Origin of the sequence: Pseudobutyrivibrio sp. ACV-2, from assembly GCF_900107545.1 — a bacterium.
Taxonomy (GTDB): Bacteria; Bacillota; Clostridia; order Lachnospirales; family Lachnospiraceae; genus Pseudobutyrivibrio.
In genome coordinates this window covers 11653-36526 of sequence record NZ_FNQZ01000010.1, presented here as the reverse complement: position 1 = coordinate 36526, position 24874 = coordinate 11653, and the positions used below count along the sequence as shown (strand labels likewise).

23 protein-coding genes are annotated in these 24874 nt (G+C 41.2%); all 23 read left to right on the top strand.

Annotated features, from left to right (window positions below):
• The first annotated feature begins 29 nt into the window (after positions 1-29).
• The 23 genes from BLV53_RS11380 (at position 30) to BLV53_RS11275 (ending at position 24864) form a co-directional block, all read left to right on the top strand.
• Entirely contained in the window at positions 30-1454 is a 1425-nt protein-coding gene (locus BLV53_RS11380; protein ID WP_090300936.1) for a sugar transferase, read from the top strand.
• The gene (locus BLV53_RS11375; RefSeq protein WP_090300934.1) at positions 1455-2849 is read left to right on the top strand and encodes a glycosyltransferase family 2 protein; all 1395 of its coding nucleotides are present in this window, start codon (positions 1455-1457) and stop codon (positions 2847-2849) included.
• Between the two features lie 147 nt (positions 2850-2996).
• The gene (locus tag BLV53_RS11370; protein ID WP_090300932.1) at positions 2997-4493 is read left to right on the top strand and encodes an LCP family protein; all 1497 of its coding nucleotides are present in this window, start codon (positions 2997-2999) and stop codon (positions 4491-4493) included.
• 140 nt (positions 4494-4633) lie between these two features.
• Positions 4634-6466, top strand: coding sequence for a glutamine--fructose-6-phosphate transaminase (isomerizing) (glmS, locus tag BLV53_RS11365; RefSeq protein WP_090300929.1), 1833 nt, complete (start codon positions 4634-4636; stop codon positions 6464-6466).
• Positions 6467-6576: 110 nt separating this feature from the next.
• Positions 6577-7941 carry a S1C family serine protease gene (locus tag BLV53_RS11360; protein WP_090300926.1) on the top strand — a complete coding sequence of 455 codons (1365 nt, stop codon included), beginning with the start codon at positions 6577-6579 and terminating at the stop codon, positions 7939-7941.
• Positions 7942-8043: 102 nt separating this feature from the next.
• Complete coding sequence (locus BLV53_RS11355; RefSeq protein ID WP_090300924.1) at positions 8044-8493, top strand: VanZ family protein; 450 nt, start codon at positions 8044-8046, stop codon at positions 8491-8493.
• Between the two features lie 79 nt (positions 8494-8572).
• Positions 8573-9505 (top strand): carbamate kinase, encoded by a 933-nt coding sequence (arcC, locus tag BLV53_RS11350; protein ID WP_090300923.1) that lies wholly within the window; start codon positions 8573-8575, stop codon positions 9503-9505.
• 231 nt (positions 9506-9736) lie between these two features.
• Positions 9737-9949, top strand: a complete 213-nt coding sequence (locus tag BLV53_RS11345; protein ID WP_090300921.1) for a FeoA family protein — start codon at positions 9737-9739, stop codon at positions 9947-9949.
• 24 nt (positions 9950-9973) lie between these two features.
• A complete protein-coding gene (locus BLV53_RS11340; RefSeq protein WP_090300919.1) occupies positions 9974-10195 on the top strand; it encodes a FeoA family protein in 222 nt (73 codons plus the stop codon).
• A gap of 9 nt (positions 10196-10204) precedes the next feature.
• A complete protein-coding gene (feoB, locus tag BLV53_RS11335) occupies positions 10205-12580 on the top strand; it encodes a ferrous iron transporter B (RefSeq protein WP_090300917.1) in 2376 nt (791 codons plus the stop codon).
• 25 nt (positions 12581-12605) lie between these two features.
• Positions 12606-12749 (top strand): FeoB-associated Cys-rich membrane protein, encoded by a 144-nt coding sequence (locus BLV53_RS11330; RefSeq protein WP_090300916.1) that lies wholly within the window; start codon positions 12606-12608, stop codon positions 12747-12749.
• Between the two features lie 74 nt (positions 12750-12823).
• Positions 12824-13912, top strand: a complete 1089-nt coding sequence (locus BLV53_RS11325) for a glycosyltransferase family 2 protein (protein ID WP_090300914.1) — start codon at positions 12824-12826, stop codon at positions 13910-13912.
• 342 nt (positions 13913-14254) lie between these two features.
• Positions 14255-14392, top strand: coding sequence for a hypothetical protein (locus BLV53_RS17060; RefSeq protein WP_170830835.1), 138 nt, complete (start codon positions 14255-14257; stop codon positions 14390-14392).
• Positions 14393-14462: 70 nt separating this feature from the next.
• Positions 14463-15290: a DUF4422 domain-containing protein gene (locus tag BLV53_RS11320; protein WP_090300912.1), complete on the top strand. Its 828-nt coding sequence runs from the start codon at positions 14463-14465 to the stop codon at positions 15288-15290.
• A gap of 14 nt (positions 15291-15304) precedes the next feature.
• The gene (locus BLV53_RS11315; protein WP_090300910.1) at positions 15305-16120 is read left to right on the top strand and encodes a metallophosphoesterase; all 816 of its coding nucleotides are present in this window, start codon (positions 15305-15307) and stop codon (positions 16118-16120) included.
• A 161-nt stretch (positions 16121-16281) separates the two neighbouring features.
• Entirely contained in the window at positions 16282-16725 is a 444-nt protein-coding gene (locus tag BLV53_RS11310) for an ACT domain-containing protein (protein ID WP_090300908.1), read from the top strand.
• 8 nt (positions 16726-16733) lie between these two features.
• On the top strand, positions 16734-17930 hold the full coding sequence (locus tag BLV53_RS11305; protein ID WP_090300906.1) for a homoserine dehydrogenase: 1197 nt from the start codon (positions 16734-16736) through the stop codon (positions 17928-17930).
• Between the two features lie 195 nt (positions 17931-18125).
• Positions 18126-18728 (top strand): bifunctional phosphoserine phosphatase/homoserine phosphotransferase ThrH, encoded by a 603-nt coding sequence (gene thrH / locus BLV53_RS11300; RefSeq protein ID WP_090300904.1) that lies wholly within the window; start codon positions 18126-18128, stop codon positions 18726-18728.
• Positions 18729-19091: 363 nt separating this feature from the next.
• Positions 19092-19670, top strand: a complete 579-nt coding sequence (locus BLV53_RS11295) for a glycerol-3-phosphate responsive antiterminator (RefSeq protein ID WP_090300902.1) — start codon at positions 19092-19094, stop codon at positions 19668-19670.
• 68 nt (positions 19671-19738) lie between these two features.
• Entirely contained in the window at positions 19739-21238 is a 1500-nt protein-coding gene (gene glpK / locus BLV53_RS11290) for a glycerol kinase GlpK (protein WP_090301072.1), read from the top strand.
• A 25-nt stretch (positions 21239-21263) separates the two neighbouring features.
• Positions 21264-21986, top strand: coding sequence for an MIP/aquaporin family protein (locus tag BLV53_RS11285; RefSeq protein ID WP_090300901.1), 723 nt, complete (start codon positions 21264-21266; stop codon positions 21984-21986).
• A 158-nt stretch (positions 21987-22144) separates the two neighbouring features.
• Positions 22145-23602 carry an NAD(P)/FAD-dependent oxidoreductase gene (locus BLV53_RS11280; protein WP_090301070.1) on the top strand — a complete coding sequence of 486 codons (1458 nt, stop codon included), beginning with the start codon at positions 22145-22147 and terminating at the stop codon, positions 23600-23602.
• Positions 23602-24864 carry an NAD(P)/FAD-dependent oxidoreductase gene (locus BLV53_RS11275; RefSeq protein WP_090300899.1) on the top strand — a complete coding sequence of 421 codons (1263 nt, stop codon included), beginning with the start codon at positions 23602-23604 and terminating at the stop codon, positions 24862-24864. The genes BLV53_RS11280 and BLV53_RS11275 overlap by 1 nt, the downstream gene beginning before the upstream one ends.
• Positions 24865-24874: the final 10 nt, after the last annotated feature.

Sequence of the window (24874 nt, the reverse complement as noted above, 5' to 3'; positions counted from 1 at the left end):
ACACTATATAATGTATAGGGAGAATCCAGTTGTACAAGAAGAAGAAACGCTCGTGGGTAAAGCACCTTGATTTTATTCTGCTTGATATGCTTGCAGCAGAGCTGGCACTCTTTTTGGCTATCTTTGTCAGATATGAAGGAGCCATCATTTTCATCAGCAGATTTGAGCATTACACTCTATATCAGAATTTAGCATTTATTTTGCCATTTCTGGATTTAACTGGTGTACTTTTTACAGAAACCTACACGGGTATTTTACGAAGAACAAAATATCAGGAGATACCTGCTACCATTTGGCATTCCCTTTTGAATTTTTTGGGAGTCTTGATTTACATGTATTTAATGAGGACTTCATTCCTCTATTCAAGACTTGCCATTGGTCTGTTTGCATTTTTCATGGTAGTTGTATCCTACATAATCAGATGTGGATGGAAGAGGGTTATTCGTCAAAGAATGCTTAAGGATGTCAATAAGACATCCCTTATTGTTGTGGCTGAATCAGGCACTGTTGAGACCTGCCTTTCTGAAATTGCACATAGCCCTTACATGGAATTCAAGGTTAAGGGCGTTTGTGTGGTAGATGTGGATATGACAGGCCAGGAGATAGGCGGAGTTCCTGTAGTGGCTTCTTCTGATACTTTATTTGAATATCTTAGAACCAACGTTGTTGATGAAGTATTTCTCGATGGCAATACCAGAGCCAGCGAGGAAACTTTAGCAGGGCGACTGGTCGAGCAGGGGCTTACAGTTCATGTATCCCTAATTCACACAGACAATCTCATGCCAAACAGAATAATGGAGACTTACGGCCGCTATATCGTTCTTACTACAAGTATGCATATCGCCAGCAACCGCCAGGCCTTCATCAAAAGAGTAATAGATATCATTGGCTCTATCGTAGGGCTTGTAATAGCATTCATTGCATTTATTATTTTTGCGCCAATTATCAAAATGCAGTCCAAGGGACCGGTTTTTTTCAGCCAAACCAGGATTGGTAGAAACGGTAGAGAGTTCAAGTTCTATAAGTTCAGAACTATGTACATTGATGCAGAAGAGCGTAAGAAAGAACTTATGGCTCAAAATGAAATCAAAGGAAATATGTTCAAAATGGAAAACGACCCAAGAATTATTCCTATTGGTCACTTCCTTAGAAAATATTCCATTGATGAGCTTCCTCAGTTCTGGAACGTGTTGAAGGGGGATATGTCACTTGTTGGTACCCGCCCACCTTTACCTGACGAATATGAAAATTATGCACTTCATCATAAGGCCAGACTTTCAATCAAACCAGGGCTTACCGGCATGTGGCAGGTCAGTGGTCGCAGTGATATAACCGATTTTGAGGATGTTGTTGCACTCGACACAGAGTATATTCAGGACTGGTCACTTTTATTGGATCTAAAGATTCTTCTGAAAACGGTTGCTGTAGTTTTTGGCGGAAAGGGGTCGAAATAAATGGGACAGGCTTATTTTACCCTGATTGTCTGGGCTATTGACACTGACATGGATCAGTTCAAGGATATGCTTGAGTCCATTGACGAGCAGGAATATCGCGACTTTGAGTTATATATTTTAGACAACAATCCAACCAATGATATCCAGGTGGTAATAAAAGAATTTTTCCCTGATATTGTGGATAAGGTTCACTATCGCAGGTTAAAAAAGAAACAGGGAGCAGCCTACGCCTACAATATCGGCGCCCATTTTGCAGAAGGAAATCAGCTGGTATATGTAGGACAGCATGATCGTCTAAGCTTCAGTACCCTTAGTGCGCTGAATGATAAGCTGACGGAAATTCAAGAAGAAAATGGGGATAGTGAAGAAGCATCTTGCATTATTTATTCAGACCACGATGAGCTTATTGGTCTTGATAGGCGTAATCCTCACTTTAAACCTGACTTTAATAAAGAATTGTTCCTACAGACAAACTACATAGGAGATTTTATTTGCATTAGCAAATCTTTATACAAAAGACTTGGAACATTTCAGGAAAAAGCTCAGAATGCATACATTTATGAATATATTCTGCGCGCGGCGTTTAAAAAGGAAAAAATCTATCATATTCCATCACTTTTATATCATAAGCGTGTGATAGATAAACCTATGAATAAGGAGCAGCGCGCAGCAGCCAATTTTTCATGTAAGGAACATCTCGCGCTTGCAATTCATTACCTGAGACAATCAGGTGTAATTTGCGAGGGACGAGTGGATCAGTCTCTGAAAAAATGGCACATTGATTATGATGAAAGTTCTTTCCGACGCTTCGGTGGTGACTACATGTTCTTGAGAGATGAAAAGGTGCGACTTTTCACCAGAAACAATGCAAAGAAAATGTATGCTGTCCTAAGTCAGCCTGATGTTGCGGTAGTTGGTGTACGCTTTTTAGGACGTGGCTTCACCTATGATAACGCAGGATATATTTTTGATGAAAATGGTAACACCTACCCGGCATTTCATGGTCAGAGAATTTTCAGAGATACCTATGAGGGGCTTGGAAGTATGCCAAGAGATGTGGCTTTTGTTGACGCAGGATGCTGCATGATTGATGCAAAGGTTTATAGGATACTTCACGGATTTGATACAAGACTATCTGGTAATGACGCCATGTTTGACTTTTGCATTCGAGCCAGAAAAAGAGGTTATCGCACAGTTGTGCTGCCTCAATGTATAGCTATAGATAGAAATGGACCAACAGCAAATGCAGAAAATGAAGAAGAGCAAGTATCAGCTAACAATACTCTCTTGGAAAAACATGGTGCAATAATAAAAAAAGGTGATGGTTTTTATAATAGAAATCTTCCTATGGGAAATGAAAACTATATCCTGCCAGGAACGGAAAGTGATAGTTGATTTTCAGTCATGAAATTGTAAAAAATATATGAAGAAATTTTTACGATTTCTTGACAATTATAGAACCCTTAGAGTAGACTAATCACTAGCTATTGCCTAAAACCTTTAAGGCAATAATTTTACTTTGAGAATGGAGTAATATTAATAATGGATGAATATAGAAATCGCGGTAGCCGCGGTACTCGTGGCACTGGAAGTGGTCGTAATACACGCAGTGGCCATAGCAATAGCCGAAACTATAATAGCAGAGGCTCAGAGTTAAACGTTGAGTTCTACGATTTAGATGACATGCCGAGAGGCCGCTATTACGACGACGAGGAGGACTACGCACCTAGGAGACGTTCTTCAGATGAACCACCTAGAAGACGTTCAACCTCAAGACCAGCAGGTTCAAGACCTTCAGGATCCAGATCCGGCAGCTCAAGACCATCGGGCTCCAGACCATCAGGCCAGCGCCCTTCAAGCTCTAGGTCGTCTTCACAGCACCGCCGCCCATCATCAGGGCCTAGACGAAGCAGCAAGGCTCAAAAGAAAAAGCAGGCACGCCGCACCATACTTGTGGTTGAGATAGTAATCGTAATCATACTTGCCTTGGTATTCTTCCTCTGGAGCAAATTCGGCAAGGTTAACTGGGACAACATCCAGATGGACGAAATCGAAGTCAATAATCTTGATGAGGGCACAACAGAAGTCCTTAGCAACTACACCACACTTGCTTTATTCGGTGTTGATAACCGTTCCAATGGAAATCTTGACAGTGGTAACTCTGACGCTATCATCCTTGTTTCTATCAACAACGACACCAAGGATGTCAAGATGGTATCAGTTCAGCGTGATACATATCTCCGAGTTGACAAGGACCTTTATCGTAAATGTAACTACGCATACAACCACGGTGGTGTTGAAAAAGCACTTGAGATGCTCAATACTAACCTTGACTTAAAGATTGATGGCTATGTATCAGTTGACTTCTACGCGCTTGCTAAAATCGTAGATGACCTTGGTGGACTTGACCTAGACATCACTCAAAAGATGATCGACACTAACAACCCAGAGACTGGTCAGAACGCTTTGGCAGGCTATATCGCAGAGGTAGAAAACGTCCTCAACTACTATCCAGATGAAAAAGATGGATGGAAGATGAGCGATTGCTATTTCGACAAGCCAGGCACATATCACCTAAACGGTGCCCAGGTAGTTGGCTACTGTCGAAACAGATATGCAGTTAATAACGACTATGGTCGTGCAGATAATCAGCGTAAGGTTGTAAAGCTTATTGTTGAAAAAGCAAAGAGCGCAAATGTATCACAGCTCAACAAAATTGCTGATGATGTATTCCCTAAGATTTCTACCAGCCTTTCACTTTCACAGTGCATCTCCATGGCAGCATCTGTAGGTGATTACAACATGGCAGAGTCTTCAGGCTTCCCATTTGCACTTAAGACTACTACAGTCAGCAAAAAGACAGGTAGCGTCGTAGTACCATGTACACTTACATCAAATGTAGTTCAGCTTCATAGCTTCCTATTTGATCAACAGGATTACGACCCTACAGACGATATGGTTGATGTTATCAGCGACCACATCAAATCTGAAACTGGTTACAGCGAATCCAGTGCGGAAATCACTCAACAGGCTCAGTAATTTCATAAAATATTCAGAGCTCTTATCTTCGGATAAGAGCTCTAGTTTTACATTTTAATTGTTTAGTGGTAAAATTAGGCATCTGTAGCAAATTTCACAGTATTTTGTTATAAGAAACGGCACAAGAAAGGAACATTTTTATGTGTGGAATAGTTGGATATGTAGGTAAATCACAAGCAGCTCCAATCTTGCTTGATGGACTTAGCAAGCTTGAATACCGCGGATACGATTCAGCAGGTATGGCTGTTTATGATGGACAGAAGATAGAATTTGAAAAGGCAAAGGGACGACTTCGCCTTCTTTCAGAAAAGACTCACGATGGAGAGAGCATGCAGGGTACAATCGGTATCGGTCATACACGTTGGGCTACACACGGTGAGCCTAGCGAAGCAAATGCTCATCCACATCTCAATGAGTCAGAAACTATTGCTGTAGTTCACAATGGTATTATTGAAAACTACGCAAAGCTTAAGGAAAAGCTTATTGGACGTGGCTATTCATTCAAGTCAGAGACAGACACAGAGGTTGTAGCTCACCTTCTTGATTATTATTACAATCAGGGCAATGACCCACTTACCTGTGTTACAAAGGTTATGCACCGTGTAGAGGGCGCATATGCTCTTGGTATCATCTTTGCTGATTATCCAGATGAGATTTATTCAGTTCGTAAGGACAGCCCACTTATTGTTGGAAAGGGCAAGGATGGAAATCTCATCGCATCTGATGTACCAGCAGTTCTTAAGTACACTCGCGAAGTTTACTTCATCGAAAACGAGGAAATCGCAAAGCTTACATGTGAAGCTATTGAATTCTACGACGTAGATGGTCAGCCAATCGAGAAAAAGTCAAAGACAATCGATTGGGATGTTGATGCAGCAGAAAAGGGTGGTTATGATCACTTCATGATTAAGGAAATCCACGAGGAGCCAAAGACTGTTCGTGATACTCTTAATCCACGTATCAAAAATAACAAAGTAGAAATAGAAGAGCTTGGCATGACAGATGAAGAGATTAAAACAATCTCCCGCATCCGCATCGTCGCCTGCGGTTCTGCTTATCACACTGGCGTTACAGCTAAATACGTTTTCGAGGAGATGGCTCGTATCCCTGTAGAGGTGGATATCGCCTCAGAGTTTAGATATCGCAATCCTATCCTTCAGGACAACGAGCTTGTTATTGCTATCAGCCAGTCTGGTGAAACAGCTGACACTAAGGAAGCTGTTCGAATGGCTCGCGCTATGGGCAACATGACTCTTGCTATCGTAAACGTAGTAGGTTCATCTATCGCCCGCGAATCAGAAAAGGTTATGTACACATGGGCAGGCCCTGAGATTTCAGTTGCTACAACAAAGGCGTATTCAGCACAGCTTATCGCCCTTTACCTTCTTGCTATGAAGTTTGCAGATGTACGAGGACTTCTTACAGCAGAGGAACAGAAAGAACTTATCACTGACCTTAAGATGCTTCCAGAGCAGATTGAAATGCTTCTTGGCAACAAAGAGCGCATCCAGAAATTCGCTAATCGATTTGTTGCTGCAAAGGATGTATTCTTCATCGGACGTGGCATCGATTACGCTATCGCACTTGAAGGATCCCTTAAGCTTAAGGAAATCTCTTACATTCACTCAGAAGCATACGCAGCTGGAGAGCTTAAGCATGGTACTATTTCCCTTATTGAGGATGGTACACTTGTAGCTGCAGTTGCTACACAGGAAAACATCTATGCAAAGACCGTTTCTAATGTAGTTGAATGCAAGACACGTGGAGCATTCATTCTTGCTGTTACAACAGTAGGTCATGAGGATATTGAGGATATAGCAGATTACGTTATGTACATTCCAAAGACTAACAAATACTTCACTAACTCACTTGCTATCATCCCACTCCAGCTTTTTGGTTACTATGTATCAGTCGGAAAAGGCTATGATGTAGATCATCCAAGAAACTTAGCTAAATCCGTTACAGTAGAATAAAAGATTTTCAAAAAGGTACTTGTTTTCTCATGGAAATCAAGTACCTTTCACTTAGTCATCACATTAGGGTTTTACACTACTGAATGTAATCAAGAAATGGAGGCGAGTTTATGAGCGATTTTTTTAACAATGACAATAACGATTCAAAAGAACAAACTACATACTCATACAAAAGAGATGAAATAAATCAGGGCGAGTCCTATTATCAATGGACACCTTACGATGATGGTAACAGAGCCCGCAATAAAAAGAAAAGCTCTCTTGGCAAGAAACTGGGCAATGCAGCAGCCATAGCACTTGTTTTTGGACTTGTTGCAGGTCTTGCCTTCCAGTCAGTAGTTGTAGTATCAAACAAATTAATCACAAATAATACGGCAACAGAAAAAACTGTCACAGAGGAACAGACTAAATCCTCATCAAATAGTGAGATTAATTCCACTAAGACAGCGACCGGCACAACAGCCAGCACACAGATCACAACAGACGTATCTGAGATAGCAGAAAATGTTCTTCCGGCAATAGTTCAAGTTACAAATGTAGGAATCAGAGAATACCAGACCTTCTTTGGAACAATGCAGCAGCAGAGCACATCAGCAGGTTCAGGTATCATAGTTTCACAGGATGATGAGTATATCTACATTGCATCCAACAACCACGTTGTTAGTGGCGCTGAGACTCTTACTATCACATTCAACGATGGCGAGGCAGTAGAAGGTACAATTAAAGGCACTGATTCATCATGTGATTTGGCAGTAGTAGCTGTAGCAGTCAAGGACATTAAGGAAGACACACTATCAGAAATCAAGGTTGCTACCTTAGGCGATTCAGATTCTACAGTAGTAGGCGAGGCTGCTATCGTTATCGGTAATGCCATGGGATATGGTACATCAGTAACAAACGGTATCATCTCAGCAAAGGACCGCGAGGTCTCTATTCAGGATGATGACGGAAATACAGTTACCAATTCACTTCTTCAGACAAATGCAGCAGTCAACCCTGGTAACTCAGGCGGAGCACTTTTAAATGCCAAGGGTGAAGTGATCGGTATTGTTTCAGCAAAACTTTCCAATGAGGAGGTAGAGGGTATGGGCTATGCTATCCCTATCTCATACGCTTGGAACATAATTCAGCAGATGATTGATAATGATGTTGTATCTGAGCTTGATGCTTCATACATCGGCATCGCAGGCAAGGACATCACAGCATCTATGTCAGAGCAGTACAACATCCCAGTTGGTGTTTATGTAGCCCAGGTAGTTGAAGGCTCAGGCGCAGAAGCAGCTGGTATCGAGGTAGAAGATGTTATTACTTCCTTTAATGGACGTAAAGTCACATCAGTAAACACATTGAATAACATCATGCAGTACATCAAAGCAGGTACCACAGTAGATATCACTGTAGCCCGTCACGACAAAAACTACGAAGAGGAAACACTTAAAGTAACTCTTACACGTCGTATCGAAAAAGTTCAATAAAATAGGTGGATTTTCTATCTGATATTTTTACCCCTAGGTTTATCCTAGGGGTATTTTTGTGTTACAATAGCATCTGATTTATTTTGGGAAGGTGTTATTAAAATGAACAAGAAAAAAATCATCTTAGGTATTCTCATCGTAGCTTGGCTTTGCTTCATATGGGGACACAGCCTCCAACCGGCAGTAGTATCCGATGGAGAAAGTGGAGTTTTTTTGGAATTTTTCTCAAAGTTCATTCCGGCCTTAAAAAATGCTGAAGACGGAATGTTCATTATCAGAAAGGCTGCTCATTTTACAGAATATACAGTTTTGGGTGCTCTTCTGACAGGAAATGCAATTCTTTATGTTCGTGGATTTGTCAATAGATTTTTCCATCCCGCCTTTGCAGGTCTGGCAGTTTCATTTGTGGATGAAACAATTCAGCTATTTGTCGAAGGACGCTCAGGCCAGGTTAGCGATATGTGGATTGACTTTGCAGGTGTATGTTTAGGGATATTAGTTATTCTTGCAATTGTTAATAATAAGGGCCGCGCCCATGGCAGGAATTACTAATTAAAGTGCTATCATGGACAGTTTCATTATGGTAGAATAATTCTATCTTAAATGTGAATGCTAATAAGGGAGGCATCGTATGGGCAAAAAAAGAATAGTTATCGCACTTGGACACGACGCACTTGGCACAACAGTGCAGGAACAATGGGACGCTACAAAGCGCACAGCTGTTGCTGTGGCAGAGTTTATACAGCAGGATTATCAGGTGGTTATCACTCACAGTAATGGTCCTCAGGTAGGCATGATTCACACAGCTTTATCAGAGTTCTATCAGAATCATCCAGATTACACACCTACTCCTATGTCAGTTTGCTCCGCAATGAGCCAGGGATATATTGGATATGACTTGCAGCAGGCTATTCGCTCAGAGCTTGTAGGCCGAGGCATTTACAAGCCAGTATCTACTATCCTTACACAGGTTACAGTAGACCCTTACGATGAGGCCTTTTATAAGCCAACCAAAATCATCGGTCGTGTAATGACAGCAGAAGATGCTGAGGCTGAGGAAGCAAAGGGCAATCATACAGTTGAGGTAGAAGGCGGCTATCGCAGAATCGTTGCAGCTCCAAAGCCAATGGAGATTGTTGAAATAGATGCAGTTAAAGCTCTTTGCGAGGCTGATCAGGTAGTTATCGCATGTGGCGGTGGCGGTATTCCTGTTCTCACTCAGGATAACAAATTAAAGGGTGCATCTGCTGTAGTTGAAAAGGATATAGCAGCAGGTCTTCTTGCAGCAGAGGTTGACGCTGATATGCTTGTCATCCTTACATCAGTAACAAAGGTATGCAAGAACTTCGGTACACCTGACGAAGAGCCACTTGATTACATTTCAGTATCAGATGCCAAAAAGATGCTTGAAGCTGGCGAGTTTGGCGCAACAGATATGGCACCAAAGATTCAGGCAGCTATCGACTACATTGGTGATTCTGCAATACGCAAGGTTTTAATCACAAAATTATCTGATGCCGGAAATGCCGTAGGTGGCCAGACCGGTACTATGATAGGTAAATAATATTTTTTAAGCAGCGTTCATACGCTGCTTTTTTTTTGTGATTTTTTAATAAAAACTTTAGTTAGTCACTTGAAACCATCCTATAAAAATGCTATATTTACTACGGCTGTTAGATGAGGCTAACAATGATTATACAAATATAACTTACAATTTGCGTATTTTGTTAGAATTGTCTAAAAACTTGTTGCTTAAATTGGTAACAATTCATTTTACATGTAAAAGGAAGGAAATATGATGCCACTATTAGTAGCGCCAACAGGCGAGGAACAAATGATTAAGCGAATTGGCGGTAACGAGGAAGTTAAGCGCCATTTGCAGGAGCTGGGTTTTGTGCCTGGCGGATATATTACAGTTGTCAATGAGATTGGCGGTAATCTTATTGTCAATGTCAAGGAGTCAAGGGTGGCTGTAGATAAGTCTTTGGCTCAAAAAATATTTGTTTAAACAAAGTAAAAGGAGAGAGTAACCATGACACTTAGAGACGTACAGGTTGGTCAGACTGCCAAGGTAAAAAAAATCGATGGCGAAGGCGCGGTTAAGCGCAGAATAATGGATATGGGAATCACAAAGGGCGTAGAAGTTTACGTTCGCAAGATTGCTCCACTTGGAGACCCGGTAGAAATTACAGTAAGAGGCTATGAGCTCTCAGTGCGTAAGGCTGATGCTGAGATGATCTTAGTTGAAGAATAGGAGAAAATCATGGGAATTCGTATTGCGTTAGCAGGTAATCCAAACTGCGGAAAGACTACATTATTCAATGCTCTTACAGGTTCTAACCAGTTCGTAGGAAACTGGCCAGGTGTTACTGTAGAGTACAAGGAAGGTAAATTCAAAGGAGATAAGGAAGTTACCATAGTTGACCTTCCAGGTATTTACTCACTTTCTCCATACACATTAGAAGAGGTAGTATCTCGTAACTATCTTATTGATGAAAAGCCAGAGGCAATCATCAATGTTATCGATGGTACAAACCTTGAAAGAAACCTTTATCTTACCACTCAGATTGTTGAGCTTGGTATTCCAGTTGTTATCGCTATCAACATGATGGATGTTGTTGAGAAAAACGGCGATAAGATTAACACAAAGAAGCTTTCAGAGGAGATTGGCGTTCCAGCCATCGAGATTTCCGCTCTTAAAAACAGAGGTCTCAAGGATATTGTTGAAGCGGCAGTTAAGGCTGCTAAGGAAGCTAAACCACAGTCTCCTAAGCATAGATTTGAGGGCTCTGTTGAGCATGCACTTGCTCACATCGAAGAGCTTTGCCTTCACAGTATTGACGATGAAAATGTTCAGAGATGGTACTCAATCAAACTCTTTGAGCGCGATGAGAAAATCCAGGAAAAGCTTGGCCTTTCAGAGGATGTTATCTCTCATATTGAAAAGGACATTGTTTCATGTGAGAAGGAGCTTGATGATGATTCAGAATCAATCATCACAGGTGAAAGATATAACTATATCGGAACTATCATCAACGGCTGTGTAAAGAAAGCCAGCAGAGGCATGACTACATCTGACAAGATCGATCAGGTGGTTACAAACCGTTTCCTTGCCCTTCCTATTTTCGCGGTAGTTATGTTCCTTGTTTACTTTGTTTCAGTTACAACAGTAGGTACATGGGCTACAGATTGGGCAAATGATGGTGTGTTCGGAGATGGATGGCATTTATTTGCAATAGGTTCAAGCCAATACAACGACGCAGCTGAGGAGTTCACAGCTAATCAGCTTATCGTAGATGGATATGATTTATATGTCGAAGAAAACGGCTCAGAGCCTACAGGCGATTTCGAATATCCTGTAGAGGATGAGGAAACAGCTGCTGTTGAATACGAAACAGCTACTCTTGTTGACTACGAAGCAGCTGCAGCTTACGTAGAGGCTAATGAGGAGCCAGACCCGGCAGATTATGGTATCTGGATTCCTGGTGTTCCAGTATTCGTTGAGGCTGGTCTTGATGCTATCAATTGTAACGATGTTGTTAAAGGACTTATCCTTGACGGTATCGTAGCTGGTGTTGGTGCAGTTCTTGGTTTCGTACCACAGATGCTTGTACTTTTCATCTTCCTTGCATTCCTTGAGGCTTGCGGTTACATGGCACGTGTTGCCTTCATCATGGACCGTATCTTCAGAAAGTTTGGTCTTTCAGGTAAGTCATTCATTCCAATGCTTATCGGTACAGGTTGTGGTGTTCCTGGTATCATGGCATCACGTACTATCGAAAATGATAGAGATCGCAAGATGACAATCATGACTACAACATTTATTCCTTGTGGAGCTAAGCTTCCATTCATCGCAATGGTAGCAGGCGCTATCTTCGGTGGTGCAGCTTGGGTTGCACCAACAGCTTACTTCCTCGGAATTTTCTCAATCATTGTTTCAGGTATCATGCTCAAGAAGACAAAGCTCTTCGCAGGCGATCCAGCACCATTCGTTATGGAACTTCCAGCATACCACTGGCCAACAGCTTCAAACGTTCTTCGCAGCATGTGGGAGCGAGGCTGGTCATTCATTAAAAAGGCTGGTACTATCATCCTTCTTTCAACAATCATTGTTTGGTTTGCAACATTCTTTGGTTTTGTTGATGGTGCATTTACAATGCTTGAGGAAGACCAGATTGATCATTCAATCCTCGCTGGTCTTGGTAAGTGCCTCGCATGGATCTTCCTTCCACTTGGCTTTGGCGATTGGGAAGCAACAGTTGCTTCAATCACAGGTCTTGTTGCTAAGGAAAACATCGTTGGTACACTTGCTATCATCTATGGCGCTTCTGGTGATGTTTACGAGACAATGCGTGCAGCATTTACAGATGCATCAGGTATGGCATTCCTTGCATTCAACCTTCTTTGCGCTCCTTGCTTCGCAGCTATGGGTGCAATCAAGCGTGAGATGAACAACACTAAGTGGTTCTGGACTGCAATCGGATATCAGTGCGGTTTTGCATGGGTAATCGGTCTTATCATCTATCAGGTAGGTCGTGTATTCACAGGCGAAGGCTTCGGAATCGGTACTATATTTGGCATCGCAGCAATCTGCTGCCTTGTATATGGTATCATTCGTAAGGATAAATATAATAAGTAATTGTTAGTAGAATGAGGGCAATAATATGGGAACATTAATAGTTGTTTTAATCTTAGCTGCAATCGTGGCAGCGATTATACGTTCAATTGTAAAAGCACATAAGCGCGGAGAGCATCCTGGATGTGGCGGTGACTGTGGCAGCTGTGGACATTGTTCTCATTCTGTGTAATACATTTTATAATTCATTAATTAAAAGAGCCTTAGACTTTTGACAGTCCAAGGCTTTTTGTATATTATGAGATTATGAGTGAGATAATAAAATTTTCCGTAATAATTCCCACATACGGAGTGGGTGACTATATAGGTGATGCTTTAGGTGGTTTAATGACTCAGACCTATGATAATTTTGAGGTTATCATAGTGGATGATTGTTCTCCTGATAATTCAGGAGATATAGCTCGAAGCTATGTTAGCAGGGATGATAGATTTTTCTATTATAAGCACGAAATTAATCAGGGCGTTTCTGCAGCGAGAAATACCGGTATCGAGCACGCCACAGGTGACTACATTTTATTCTTAGACCCGGACGATCTATACGAGAGAAATCTATTAAGGGTATGTGCAGCCACACTTGAGCGGAATCCTGTAGATTTGCTGGTGTACAGCTTCACAGAAGACTACCGCAACAACCAGTCAGGCAAAATCGAATACACAAAGCGTATCAATCTGGAGCAGATGGATTTTGATGATGATATACTTTCCACAAATGATCCTGTTATCATCCATAAGCTGGCCATGCAGATGGAAGAAATCACCATGCTTGGTTATCCATGGAATAAATGCTACAAGACTAGCTTGATTAAGGAAAATAATCTTCGTTTTCAAAAGATTAAACATGTTGAGGACATACTTTTCAATTGCGATTTCCTGGATTATACTAATTCACTTACTATCCTTAATGATGTACTCTATCACTATCGCAATCAGGGACAGGTGCGCCTGACAGGTGGCGATATAGATGATTACTTTGAACTACAAAAGAAGCGTGTAAAACGTATTTATGACCAGCAACAGAGCTGGAAGACCTGCGATTTCGAAGCGCTGGGTATACTAGCCAAAATATACTTTAGAAGCTTTCAATCCGCCATGGTACGCCAGCTTGAAACAGGTCTTAAAACAGATGAAATACTATCCTGGTGCAAAAACGAAGCAGAAACAGAGGCTTTTCAGGAATTACGCAAATACTTACCAGATAATTCCCGCACAATAAAATTACTCTACAAGCCAATCGCAGATGGAATGTTTGGCACAGCTCTCCACCGGGCCCGCCTGATGAAATACACCCGCCAACATTTCCCAGCCGTATTCAACCGCGCTAAACAAATCCGCTAACGCCCATTTTTATGCGTCACAATAAAACGGACTTCTATTTATAGACTATAGATAGCTGGTAGGTATCAATAATTATCTTTATCTTTTGAGAGTGTAGCGCTGTTGCATATGAGCACAACCTATAGATAGCTGGTAGGTAACAATTATTACCCCTATTTTTCGAGAGTATAGTGAAAACGATGAGAAAAATAGGGGTAATGATTGTAACCGTAACCAGCGAGCCGCAACCTAGATTTCTGTAACAGGCAAGCCACAACCTAAAGTCTGTATCGAGCCACAATACAGATTTGCTTTTACAATGGGAAAGATATATAATAGATTACGTGAGAAGGAGGGTTTAATATGACTGAAGGCGGTTTTTTAATTTTCTTTTTTGCATTAATATTACTAGTTGTCATTGTTGCAGTTATTGCAGTAGTGTCTGCAGTTTCAGGCGCCACAGCAGCAATTGTTGACGAAGAAGACGGCGAAGAGGATTAGCAAATCCTGAAATCATGATTACTTGAGGCGTCTATTATACATAGACGTCTCTTTTTATGGAGACTAGAGTTTGGATATCAAAATATTTGTGGCAACCCATAAGCCATGCCAATTGCCGACCCAGAGCTGCTATGTACCCATACAGGTAGGCTCCGCCGGCAAGGACTCAATTGCATACAGCGTTCTTGGAATAAATGATAGATCTGGAAATATTATCCGAGATGATAGTGGTGATAATATTTCAGCAAAAAATCCATACTACTGTGAGCTTACAGCCACATATTATATCTGGAAAAATGTCACTGCAGACGTAGTTGGATTATGTCACTACAGACGTTTCTTCACAAATAAAAAGGGTTTAGGAGACGAGGAACAGCCATTTAAGAATGTATTGACCGAAGACGAAATCCAAAATATAATGTTGAATTCGGATGTAGTAGTTCCAAAACGAAACAAGTATTTTATCGAAACCCTTTATAGCCACTATTCCCATACTATGGATGGAATGCATTTAGATGTGGCTCGTGAGGTTATGGCTGAAGCTTATCCTGAAGACCTCAAATACATGGATGCCATTTATTCCAGAACCAATGGAAGTATGTACAACATGTGCATCATGAAAAAGGAACTATTCGATAAATACAGCGAGTGGCTATTCACTTTACTTGCTGGAGTTGAAGAAAGGGTTGATGTGTCAGGGCTTTCCGACTTCCAGGCCCGACTTTTTGGGCGTGTAAGTGAAATACTCATGAACGTTTGGCTCCTTAAAATCCAATCTGAAGGTGTTAAGGTTACGGAAGTAACAGCAGCGTACTCTGAAAAAATCAACTGGTTCAAGAAGGGCTTTTGGTTCCTTGAAGCAAAATTCTTGGGCAAGAAATATACAAAGAGTGCTTAGAAAAGGTTATATCTATGAAAATAAACAAGAGGAGGCTAATTGCAAAGGTGCTTCTTTTAATTATAGCATTTATCTTAATTGCTTTTGCTAGTCCTCTTAGAATGGTGAAATACAATTTAACATACAGTAATTTACCTGAAGCTTTTGACGGTTATAAAATATTACAGATTACAGATTTTCATTGCAAAGAATTTGGTTATCAGGAAGAACCCCTTATCAATATGGTAAAAAAGGCAAAGCCTGATATCATAGTTCTCACTGGTGATATTGTTGATGAGAAACATCCCATAGACAATGCGGTTTATCTTTTGGAGGGACTGACTAAAATCGCTCCAGTATATTACGTTACTGGCAATCATGAATTTGTAGAGGGTGCTCCATATCAGGATTTTAGATACTATTGTGATAAATATGGAGTTGAGCAGCTGGTTAACGAGACGACAGAAATAAAAAAAGATGGTGAGAAAATTCTTATTTCTGGATTAGATTTTGTGTCATCCACATACAATATGAAGGATAAAGTGGGCTATGCAGATGCCAGCTATTTCAACCTTCTTCTATATCACGATTCATCCAAATTTGAATTTTTATCTGAATATGGATATGACCTGGTGCTTAGTGGACATGGTCATGGTGGATTGATAAGACTTCCTTTTTTAGGTGGTCTCATTGGAACTGATTATTCTCTATTTCCTAAATACGACTATGGAGAATTTCATGAAAAGAACTCCACTATGATTGCAAGCTCTGGTCTTGGAGACGCTAGAATACCTAGATGGAATAATCCTAGAGAGTGCGTTCTCATCAAGCTTCATAAGGCTGATAATTGATAAATAATATCAAAAAAAGTCATAAAAATCAGAAACACAAAAATTTAACATAGACAATTTACTTTATTACGATAAAGTGCTTGATTTTAGGTAGTATTTAATGTTATTATCTTCTGAGCGTGTACAAATGTTTTTGTACAAAAGACACTCATGGAGGAGATATGGCAGAGAAGACTACCTATTTTGTTTTAAAGGAAAAAGCGGTGCCAGAGGTATTACTTAAAGTTGTTGCCGCTAAAAAGCTCATTGATACAGGCAAATGCGATTCTGTTCAGGAAGCTACAGAGCAGGTCGGAATCAGCCGCAGTTCTTTCTACAAATACAAAGACGATATTTTCCCATTTCATGAGGATACAAAAGGAAAGACGATAAATATGGTTATCCAACTTGAGGATGAGCCTGGAATTCTATCCAGTGTTTTGGAAGAAATAGCTCATTTCCACGTAAACATATTAACCATCCATCAAAGTATTCCAGTCAACGGCTTCGCTACACTTACCATCTCGGTGGACGTGCTGGAGGATTCTGGAGATTTTTCAGATCTTGTCAGTGCTATTGAAAACGTTAGCGGAGTTCACTATGTAAAAATATTAGCAAGGGAGTGACAGACAAGATGAAAGCAGCAATTATGGGTTACGGAACAATAGGTTCCGGAGTAGCAAAAGTTTTAGACACTAATAAAGACGTGATAGAAAAGCGCCTGGGCGAGTCTATCGAGCTTAAATACATTCTTGATCTCAGAGAGTTTCCGGATGATCCTCATGCAGATTGTTTTGTAAAGGATTACAAGGAAATCGCAAAAGATAAAGAGGTAAAAATCGTTGTCGAGACCATGGGTGGAGTTGAGCCAGCCTTCACATTTGTTAAGGCAATGCTTGAGTCAGGAAAGTCTGTTGCGACTTCAAATAAAGCCCTTGTAGCAGACAAGGGTGCAGAGCTCATGAAAATCGCTGAAGAGAACAATACAAACTTTGTTTTCGAAGCAGCAGTAGGTGGCGGTATTCCTATTATCCGTACTCTTACTGCATGCCTTACAGGTGATGTGATTGAGGAAATATCTGCTATCTGCAACGGAACTACTAACTACATGCTCACCAACATGGAGCAGTTTGGAAGCGACTACGCTGAAATCCTTGCTGAAGCACAGCGCCTTGGTTATGCAGAAAAGGATCCAACAGCAGACGTTGAAGGATATGACAGCTGTCGCAAGATAGCTATTTTGACATCTTTGATTTCAGGCAAAAATGTTGATTTCAACGATATCCCAACAGAAGGTATCAGCAAAATCTCATCAACAGATTTCAAATACGCTAAGGCTATGGGAAGAAGCATCAAGCTTATCGCTCACAGTGAAAAGGTGGGAAATACATATTGCTGCCGTGTTGCTCCATTTTTGGTAAAACCTGATAACATGCTTCACCATGTGGCAGGAGTTATGAATGCTGTATCAGTAAAAGGAAATATGCTTGGCGAGTCAATGTACTATGGTGCAGGAGCAGGCGCGCTTCCTACAGCATCAGCAGTAGTTGGAGATATGGTATTCCTTGCCAGAAATACAGATAAGCACGTTAAAATCGGCTGGACAGATGAAAAGCTTTCTCTTGCAAATACAAACGAAGAAAAGCATAGATTCTTTGTCAGAACATCTGCACTTCAGTCAAATATTGAAAACGAATTCGAAGAGGTAGAGTACTCTACATTAGATTTAGACGAAGAAGTAGGCTTCGTCACAGCAGAAATGACCGAGGCTGAATTTGCAGAGCGCAAAGCAGCATTAGGTGGAATTATTTCGGTAATTCGTTTGTATTAATATGCCTTCCCCTTGAGGGAAGAGATAATGCTTTAGCGTTATCTGCCACCACGGCGAGTGGGAAGGTGCCCGAAGGGAAGAGATAATGCTTTAGCATTATCTGCCACCCCGGCGAGGGGCGGATGAGGTGTCAGTGTGTAAATTATTGAATGTAATCTTCTTATTTAGAATCTTACCACATTAGGAGAATATGCTATGTACGTTACATGTTTAGATTTAGAAGGTGTTTTAGTCCCAGAAATTTGGATTGCATTTGCAGAAGCATCAGGTATCCCAGAGCTTAAGAAAACTACTCGCGACGAGCCAGACTACGACAAGCTTATGAATTACAGAATTGCAATCCTAAAGGAGCATAGCCTTGGTTTAAAAGAAATCCAGGAAACCATTGCAACTATCGATCCACTACCAGGTGCCAAAGAATTCTTAGACAAGCTCAGAGCACAGGGACAGGTTATTATTATCAGTGATACATTTTCACAGTTTGCAGGGCCTCTTATGGAAAAACTTGGTATGCCTACTATTTTCTGTAATGAACTTATTGTTGCAGATAATGGTGAAATTACAGGCTACAAGATGCGCTGCGATAAGAGTAAGCTTACTACTGTAAGAGCATTACAGTCATGTGGTTTTGAGACCATTGCCAGTGGTGATAGCTTCAATGATCTTGCCATGATTGAAACATCAAAAGCAGGCTTTTTATTCCGTACCACAGATGCTATTAAAAAGGATTATCCGCAATATCCAGCATTTGAAGAGTACGATGATTTATATGATGCCATAGTAAAGGCACAAAACTAAAAGGATTTAAAAGCAAGTTTTGTTATCAAAACTTGCTTTTGTTTTGCCCTTAAATGTACCAATTGTACATATAATAGCTAATATCTCTAATGAAAACAGACAATATAATCTTCTAATTATCTATATTTACTTCTTAAATCACTGTATACAATAGCAATATTTATCAATTATGTACAATTAATGTAGAAATCGTGAAAAAATTATGTTGAATTTTACCCTGCTGTCGTGTATCATTAACTTATAAAAGTTAATAAATGCCCGTGAGAGATGAGAATGTGGCTGTTTCAAGAGATGAGCTCTTGCATCATTAGGCATGTTCTTTTTTTGTGCCTAAATGCATGAGGGTAGTATGGAGTGTAAATAATGCATAGAGAGTTCATTCAAAAATTGGAAGCAAATCCAGTTATAGCAGCCATAAAAGACGACTCAGGTTTAACCGAAGCCCTTGAGACTGAATGCGAAATCATTTTCATTTTATATGGAGATGTCTGCACGATACCGCAAATCGTAAATCGTGTTAAGTCTGCAGGCAAAATTGCTATGGTGCATCTAGACCTGATAACAGGTCTTAATAACACCAAAGAAATCTCAGTCGACTTTATCAAAAATAATACCCAGGCAGATGGAATTATCACCACAAAGGGTAACCTTATCGGAAGGGCAAAGGAGTTGGGCTTATATACAGTGCTCAGATATTTCGTAATCGACAGCATGGCTCTTGTTAATATCGAAAAGCAGGACCGCCACGGAATATCTCAGCCAGATGTCATCGAAATACTCCCAGGTATAGTCTTACCTAAGATTATTAAAAGAGTAAAGGATGTCAGCAGAGTCCCAGTTCTAGCAGGGGGACTTATTAGCGACCGAGATGACGTAATGAATGCACTTAATAATGGGGTGCTTGCCGTATCAACCACAAACCAAGAGGTATGGAAGCTTTAAGTGTATTTGATAGCCGCTCCGAAATTTTTAGGCCAATGCCAAAAGGCGAGGAAAAAGGAGGAGTAATAATGGCAAAATATGTAATGGCTCTCGACGCAGGAACAACTAGCAACAGATGTATTCTTTTCAATGAAAAAGGTGAGATGTGTTCTGTTGCACAAAAGGAATTTACACAGTATTTTCCACAGCCAGGTTGGGTTGAACACGACGCAAACGAAATCTGGCAGACACAGCTTTCAGTAGCACGTGAAGCTATGAGAAAAGTTGGAGCAAAATCAGAAGATATTGCAGCTATCGGTATCACAAACCAGCGTGAAACCGTTATCGTTTGGGATAGAGCAACAGGACAGCCTATCACACACGCTATCGTATGGCAGTGCCGTCGTACTGCAGATTTTGCAGAGCAGATGAAGGGCAAAATTCCTGGTATCGTTGAAAAATTCCAGCAGAAGACAGGTCTTAAATTTGACCCTTATTTCTCTGGTACAAAAATCCGTTGGATTCTTGACAATGTTGAAGGTGCTCGTGAAAGAGCAGAAAAGGGCGAGCTTGCCTTTGGTACTGTAGATTCTTGGTTAATCTACAAGCTTACAAAGGGCAAAGTACACGTTACAGATTACTCAAATGCATCTCGTACATTGTTATTCAATATCAATACACTTGAGTGGGATGACGAGCTTTGCCAGATTCTTGAGATTCCAAAGAGTATGCTTCCAGAGGCTAAGCCTTCAAGCTTTATCTATGGTGAGACAGATCCAGAATTCTTTGGCGGCCCTATTCGTATCGCAGGTGCTGCAGGTGACCAGCAGGCAGCTCTTTTTGGACAGACCTGCTACAAAGAAGGTGAAGCAAAGAACACCTATGGTACAGGTTGCTTCATGCTTATGAACACAGGTGAAAAGCCAATCTTCTCTAAGAATGACCTTCTTACTACTATCGCTTGGGGACTTGATGGCAAGGTTACATATGCTCTTGAAGGTTCTGTATATGTAGCTGGTGCTGCTATCCAGTGGCTCCGTGATGAATTAAAGATTGTTGATTCTTCACCAGATTCAGAGTACTTCGCTACTCGCGTAAAGGATACAAATGGTTGCTATGTTGTACCTGCATTTACAGGACTTGGTGCACCATACTGGGATCCATACGCACGTGGAGCTATCACAGGCCTTACACGTGGTGTTAACAAATATCACCTCATCAGAGCAACACTTGAGTCATTAGCATATCAGACATACGATGTTTTACATGCTATGGAGCTTGATTCAGGCAAGCACCTTACAGCATTAAAGGTCGATGGTGGTGCATCAAACAACAACTTCTTGATGCAGTTCCAGTCTGATATCATCAACACTGATGTACTTCGTCCAAGCTGTGTTGAGACAACAGCTATGGGTGCAGCTTACCTTGCAGGTCTTGCGGTTGGTTACTGGAAGAGCAAGGAAGATGTTATCAAGAACTGGTCTGTTGACCGCGAGTTCAAGCCAGAGATGACAAATGCTGACAGAACAGCGGCTATCAAGGGCTGGTCAAAGGCTGTAGCAGCAACACGTGGTTGGGCTAAGGAATAAAAATTAAATAAAGGGGGAAATTATTATGTCAGTTTACGTAGGTGAGTTTATTGGTACTATCTTGCTGGTTTTACTAGGCGATGGTGTTTGCTGTAACACATCACTTGAGAAATCAGGCTTCAAGGGTGGCGGAGTAGTTCACATCCTCATCGGTTGGGGAATGGCAGTTATGGTTCCTGCATTTGCAATGAGCAACTTTACAGGATGTCCATCAGCATTCAACCCTGCAGTTACAATCGGCATCGCTATCAGAAGCGGTGACTGGAGCACAGTTCCAGGACAGATTGTTGCACAGATGCTTGGTGGTTTCGTTGGCGCAGCTATCCTTATTTGCCTCTATGGTGATCACATCAGAGCAACAGCTAATGATGATGTAGTTAGAGGATGCTTCTGTACTGGACCTTCTATACCAAACACAGTACTTAATTTCCTTTCAGAGTTTGTAGCTACATTCGTACTTGTATTCACACTTGCTCTTATTCCAGCAGGCGCTGACCGTGTTGTTTGGGTACTTGTATACGGTGTAATCGTTGCTTGTGGTGCTTCATTTGGTGGCCTTACAGGATACGCTATGAATGCAGCAAGAGATTCAGCTCCTCGTTTAGCTTATCAGCTCCTTGCTCCAAGCTTTGGCAAGAAGAACGCTAACTGGGGATATGGTTGGATTCCTCTAGTAGCTCCTATCTGTGGTGGTGTTGTTGCATCTCTTCTTTATAATGTACTTGCAGCTGCCCAGATGTTCGGCTAGAATAAACATATAAGAATTTCAGTAGTCAATACTGAAGCCATTTATAACTAAATTATTGATACGCTGAGGATTGGAGTCGGTATTGAACGCATTTGTACGTGCGTTTAATCACCGACTCCTTTTTTCAAAAAAATTAGAAAATAGGAGAAGATAATATGTTGTATGATGTCATAATCATAGGCGCAGGCGTTTCTGGTAGCGCAATTGCAAGAGAACTCTCACGTTTTGAAGTGGGCGTCTGTGTTCTTGAAAAGTGTGAAGATGTTTGTGAGGGTACATCGAAAGCAAATTCTGCAATTGTGCACGCAGGCTTTGATGCTGCAGCCGGTTCACTGATGGCAAAATTAAACGTACGCGGAAATGAGATGATGGACGACCTCTGCCGTGATTTGGACATTCCGTTCAAAAGAAACGGTTCTATGGTTGTTTGTATCCACAAGGAGGCTCTTCCAGGCCTACAGGACCTCTATGATAGGGGCGTTAAAAATGGGGTTAAGGGCCTTAAAATTCTCACCCGTGAGGAAGCCCTTGAGATGGAGCCAAACCTTTCTGACAATGTAGAAGGAGCATTATATGCACCAACTGGCGGTATTATCTGCCCATTCAAGCTATGTATTGCAATGGCAGAAAATGCAAATGTAAATGGAGTAGACTTTAGATTTAATACAAAGGTAGAAGATATTAAAAAAGATGAAGATGGACTATGGCACATTCGCACCAACAACGGTGAGTATGTTTCAAAATATGTTGTAAATGCAGCAGGTGTTCATTCTGGTGTAATCCACAACATGGTAAGTAAACCAGATGATAAAATCGAAATCATCCCAAGACGTGGTGACTATTGTCTATTAGACAAGGAAGTAGGTACACATGTTTCTCATACTATCTTCCCACAGCCTACCAATCTTGGTAAAGGTGTTTTGGTTTCACCTACTGTTCATGGAAATCTTATCGTTGGCCCTACTGCCATCGATATCGAGGATAAAGAGGGAACAAATACTACAGCAGCTGGTATCAATGATCTTATTGCAAAGGCAAATGACCATGTAAAGAACCTTCCAATGAGAAAGGTTATCACATCCTTTGCTGGTCTTCGTGCCCACGAGGCACGCCACGAGTTTATCATAGGCGAAGTAGATGGTGCACCACACTTTATCGATGTAGCTGCAATTGAATCCCCAGGTCTTACATCAAGCCCAGCTATAGGCGAGATGGTAGGAAATATGTTAAAGGATATGATGGGACTTACACCAAAGGCAAACTGGATTAGCACCAGAAAAGATGTCATGAACCCATCAGAATTAACAATTGAAGAAAGAAACGAATTAATCAAGAAAAATCCAGCATATGGCAATATTATTTGTCGTTGCGAATCTATATCTGAGGGAGAAATCCTTGATGCAATCCACAGACCACTTGGCGCTCGTTCATTAGACGGAGTTAAGAGAAGAACACGTGCTGGAATGGGAAGATGCCAGGCAGGTTTCTGTTCTCCTAAAACAATGGAAATTCTTCATAGAGAGCTCGGCCTTAACTACGAAGAAATCACAAAGAGCGGTGGACGTTCAAACATCGTAATTGAGCGCACCAAGAATCAGAAGGGAGGCGAGCAATAATGTTGAATTATGATATTGTTATTGTTGGCGGTGGCCCAGCAGGACTTGCAGCAGCTGTTGCAGCCAGAAACGCTGGTGTAGATAAAATTCTTATATTAGAACGTGATAAAGAGTTGGGTGGAATCCTTAACCAGTGCATCCACAATGGTTTTGGACTTCATACTTTTAAAGAGGAGCTCACAGGCCCTGAATATGCATACCGTTTTATTGAAAAGGTTCTCGATGCAAAAATTGAGTACAAGCTCAACACCATGGTTATGGATATCTCAAGCGACAGAGTTGTTACTGCCATGAGCCGTGAGGATGGAATGTATCAGATTAAGGCTGGTGCAGTTATCCTTGCCATGGGATGTAGAGAGCGTCCAAGAGGAGCTTTAAATATTCCAGGCTACAGACCGGCAGGTATTTTCTCTGCAGGTACAGCTCAGCGCCTTGTGAATATTGAGGGATATATGCCAGGCCGTGAGGTAGTAATCCTTGGTTCAGGCGATATCGGACTTATCATGGCTCGTCGTATGACACTCGAAGGCGCCAAGGTTAAAGTGGTTGCTGAGCTTATGCCATATTCAGGCGGCTTAAAAAGAAATATAGTTCAGTGTCTTGATGATTTTGGTATTCCTCTTAAGCTTTCACACACAGTTGTAGATATCGAAGGCAAGGAACACCTTACAGCCGTTACAATTGCAGCAGTTGATAATAAGGGCAAGCCAATTCCTGGCACAGAGGAAAGATATACCTGTGATACACTGCTTCTTTCTTGCGGACTTATTCCAGAAAATGAGCTTTCAAGAACTGCTGGTGTAGAGATGAGTCCTATCACAAGCGGCCCTATCGTAAATGAGTCACTTGAGACCAACATCCCTGGCGTATTCGCCTGCGGAAATGTCCTTCATGTACATGATCTTGTTGACTATGTTTCCGAGGAAGCAGATAGAGCTGGCCAAAACGCAGCAAAATTTGTAAAAGGTGAGCTCTCAGATGGCGCGGCAGACATCGAAATCGTTGCCACAGATGGCGCCAGATATACAGTTCCATCTACAATCAATGTAGACAGAATGGACGACAAGCTCACAGTTCGTTTCAGAGTTGGTGCAGTATACAAGGATTCATATGTCAGCGTTTACTTTGATGATGAGCGTGTAATGCACAACAAAAAACGTATTATGGCTCCAGGTGAAATGGAACAGGTTATTCTTCTTAAAGATAAGCTTTCAGCAAAACCAGAGCTTAAGAAAATTACAGTTAAAATCGAAGCAGAGTAAGTAGGAGGCA

Coding starts and splice junctions, on each gene's coding strand:
- BLV53_RS11325 (WP_090300914.1), top strand. CDS start 12,824: ATGAGTGAGATAATAAAATTTTCCGTAATAATTCCCACATACGGAGTG.
- BLV53_RS11310 (WP_090300908.1), top strand. CDS start 16,282: ATGGCAGAGAAGACTACCTATTTTGTTTTAAAGGAAAAAGCGGTGCCA.
- BLV53_RS11360 (WP_090300926.1), top strand. CDS start 6,577: ATGAGCGATTTTTTTAACAATGACAATAACGATTCAAAAGAACAAACT.
- BLV53_RS11340 (WP_090300919.1), top strand. CDS start 9,974: ATGACACTTAGAGACGTACAGGTTGGTCAGACTGCCAAGGTAAAAAAA.
- glmS (WP_090300929.1), top strand. CDS start 4,634: ATGTGTGGAATAGTTGGATATGTAGGTAAATCACAAGCAGCTCCAATC.
- BLV53_RS11295 (WP_090300902.1), top strand. CDS start 19,092: ATGCATAGAGAGTTCATTCAAAAATTGGAAGCAAATCCAGTTATAGCA.
- thrH (WP_090300904.1), top strand. CDS start 18,126: ATGTACGTTACATGTTTAGATTTAGAAGGTGTTTTAGTCCCAGAAATT.
- BLV53_RS11355 (WP_090300924.1), top strand. CDS start 8,044: ATGAACAAGAAAAAAATCATCTTAGGTATTCTCATCGTAGCTTGGCTT.
- BLV53_RS11330 (WP_090300916.1), top strand. CDS start 12,606: ATGGGAACATTAATAGTTGTTTTAATCTTAGCTGCAATCGTGGCAGCG.
- BLV53_RS11315 (WP_090300910.1), top strand. CDS start 15,305: ATGAAAATAAACAAGAGGAGGCTAATTGCAAAGGTGCTTCTTTTAATT.
- BLV53_RS11275 (WP_090300899.1), top strand. CDS start 23,602: ATGTTGAATTATGATATTGTTATTGTTGGCGGTGGCCCAGCAGGACTT.
- arcC (WP_090300923.1), top strand. CDS start 8,573: ATGGGCAAAAAAAGAATAGTTATCGCACTTGGACACGACGCACTTGGC.
- BLV53_RS11370 (WP_090300932.1), top strand. CDS start 2,997: ATGGATGAATATAGAAATCGCGGTAGCCGCGGTACTCGTGGCACTGGA.
- BLV53_RS11345 (WP_090300921.1), top strand. CDS start 9,737: ATGATGCCACTATTAGTAGCGCCAACAGGCGAGGAACAAATGATTAAG.
- feoB (WP_090300917.1), top strand. CDS start 10,205: ATGGGAATTCGTATTGCGTTAGCAGGTAATCCAAACTGCGGAAAGACT.
- glpK (WP_090301072.1), top strand. CDS start 19,739: ATGGCAAAATATGTAATGGCTCTCGACGCAGGAACAACTAGCAACAGA.
- BLV53_RS11305 (WP_090300906.1), top strand. CDS start 16,734: ATGAAAGCAGCAATTATGGGTTACGGAACAATAGGTTCCGGAGTAGCA.
- BLV53_RS11285 (WP_090300901.1), top strand. CDS start 21,264: ATGTCAGTTTACGTAGGTGAGTTTATTGGTACTATCTTGCTGGTTTTA.
- BLV53_RS17060 (WP_170830835.1), top strand. CDS start 14,255: ATGACTGAAGGCGGTTTTTTAATTTTCTTTTTTGCATTAATATTACTA.
- BLV53_RS11375 (WP_090300934.1), top strand. CDS start 1,455: ATGGGACAGGCTTATTTTACCCTGATTGTCTGGGCTATTGACACTGAC.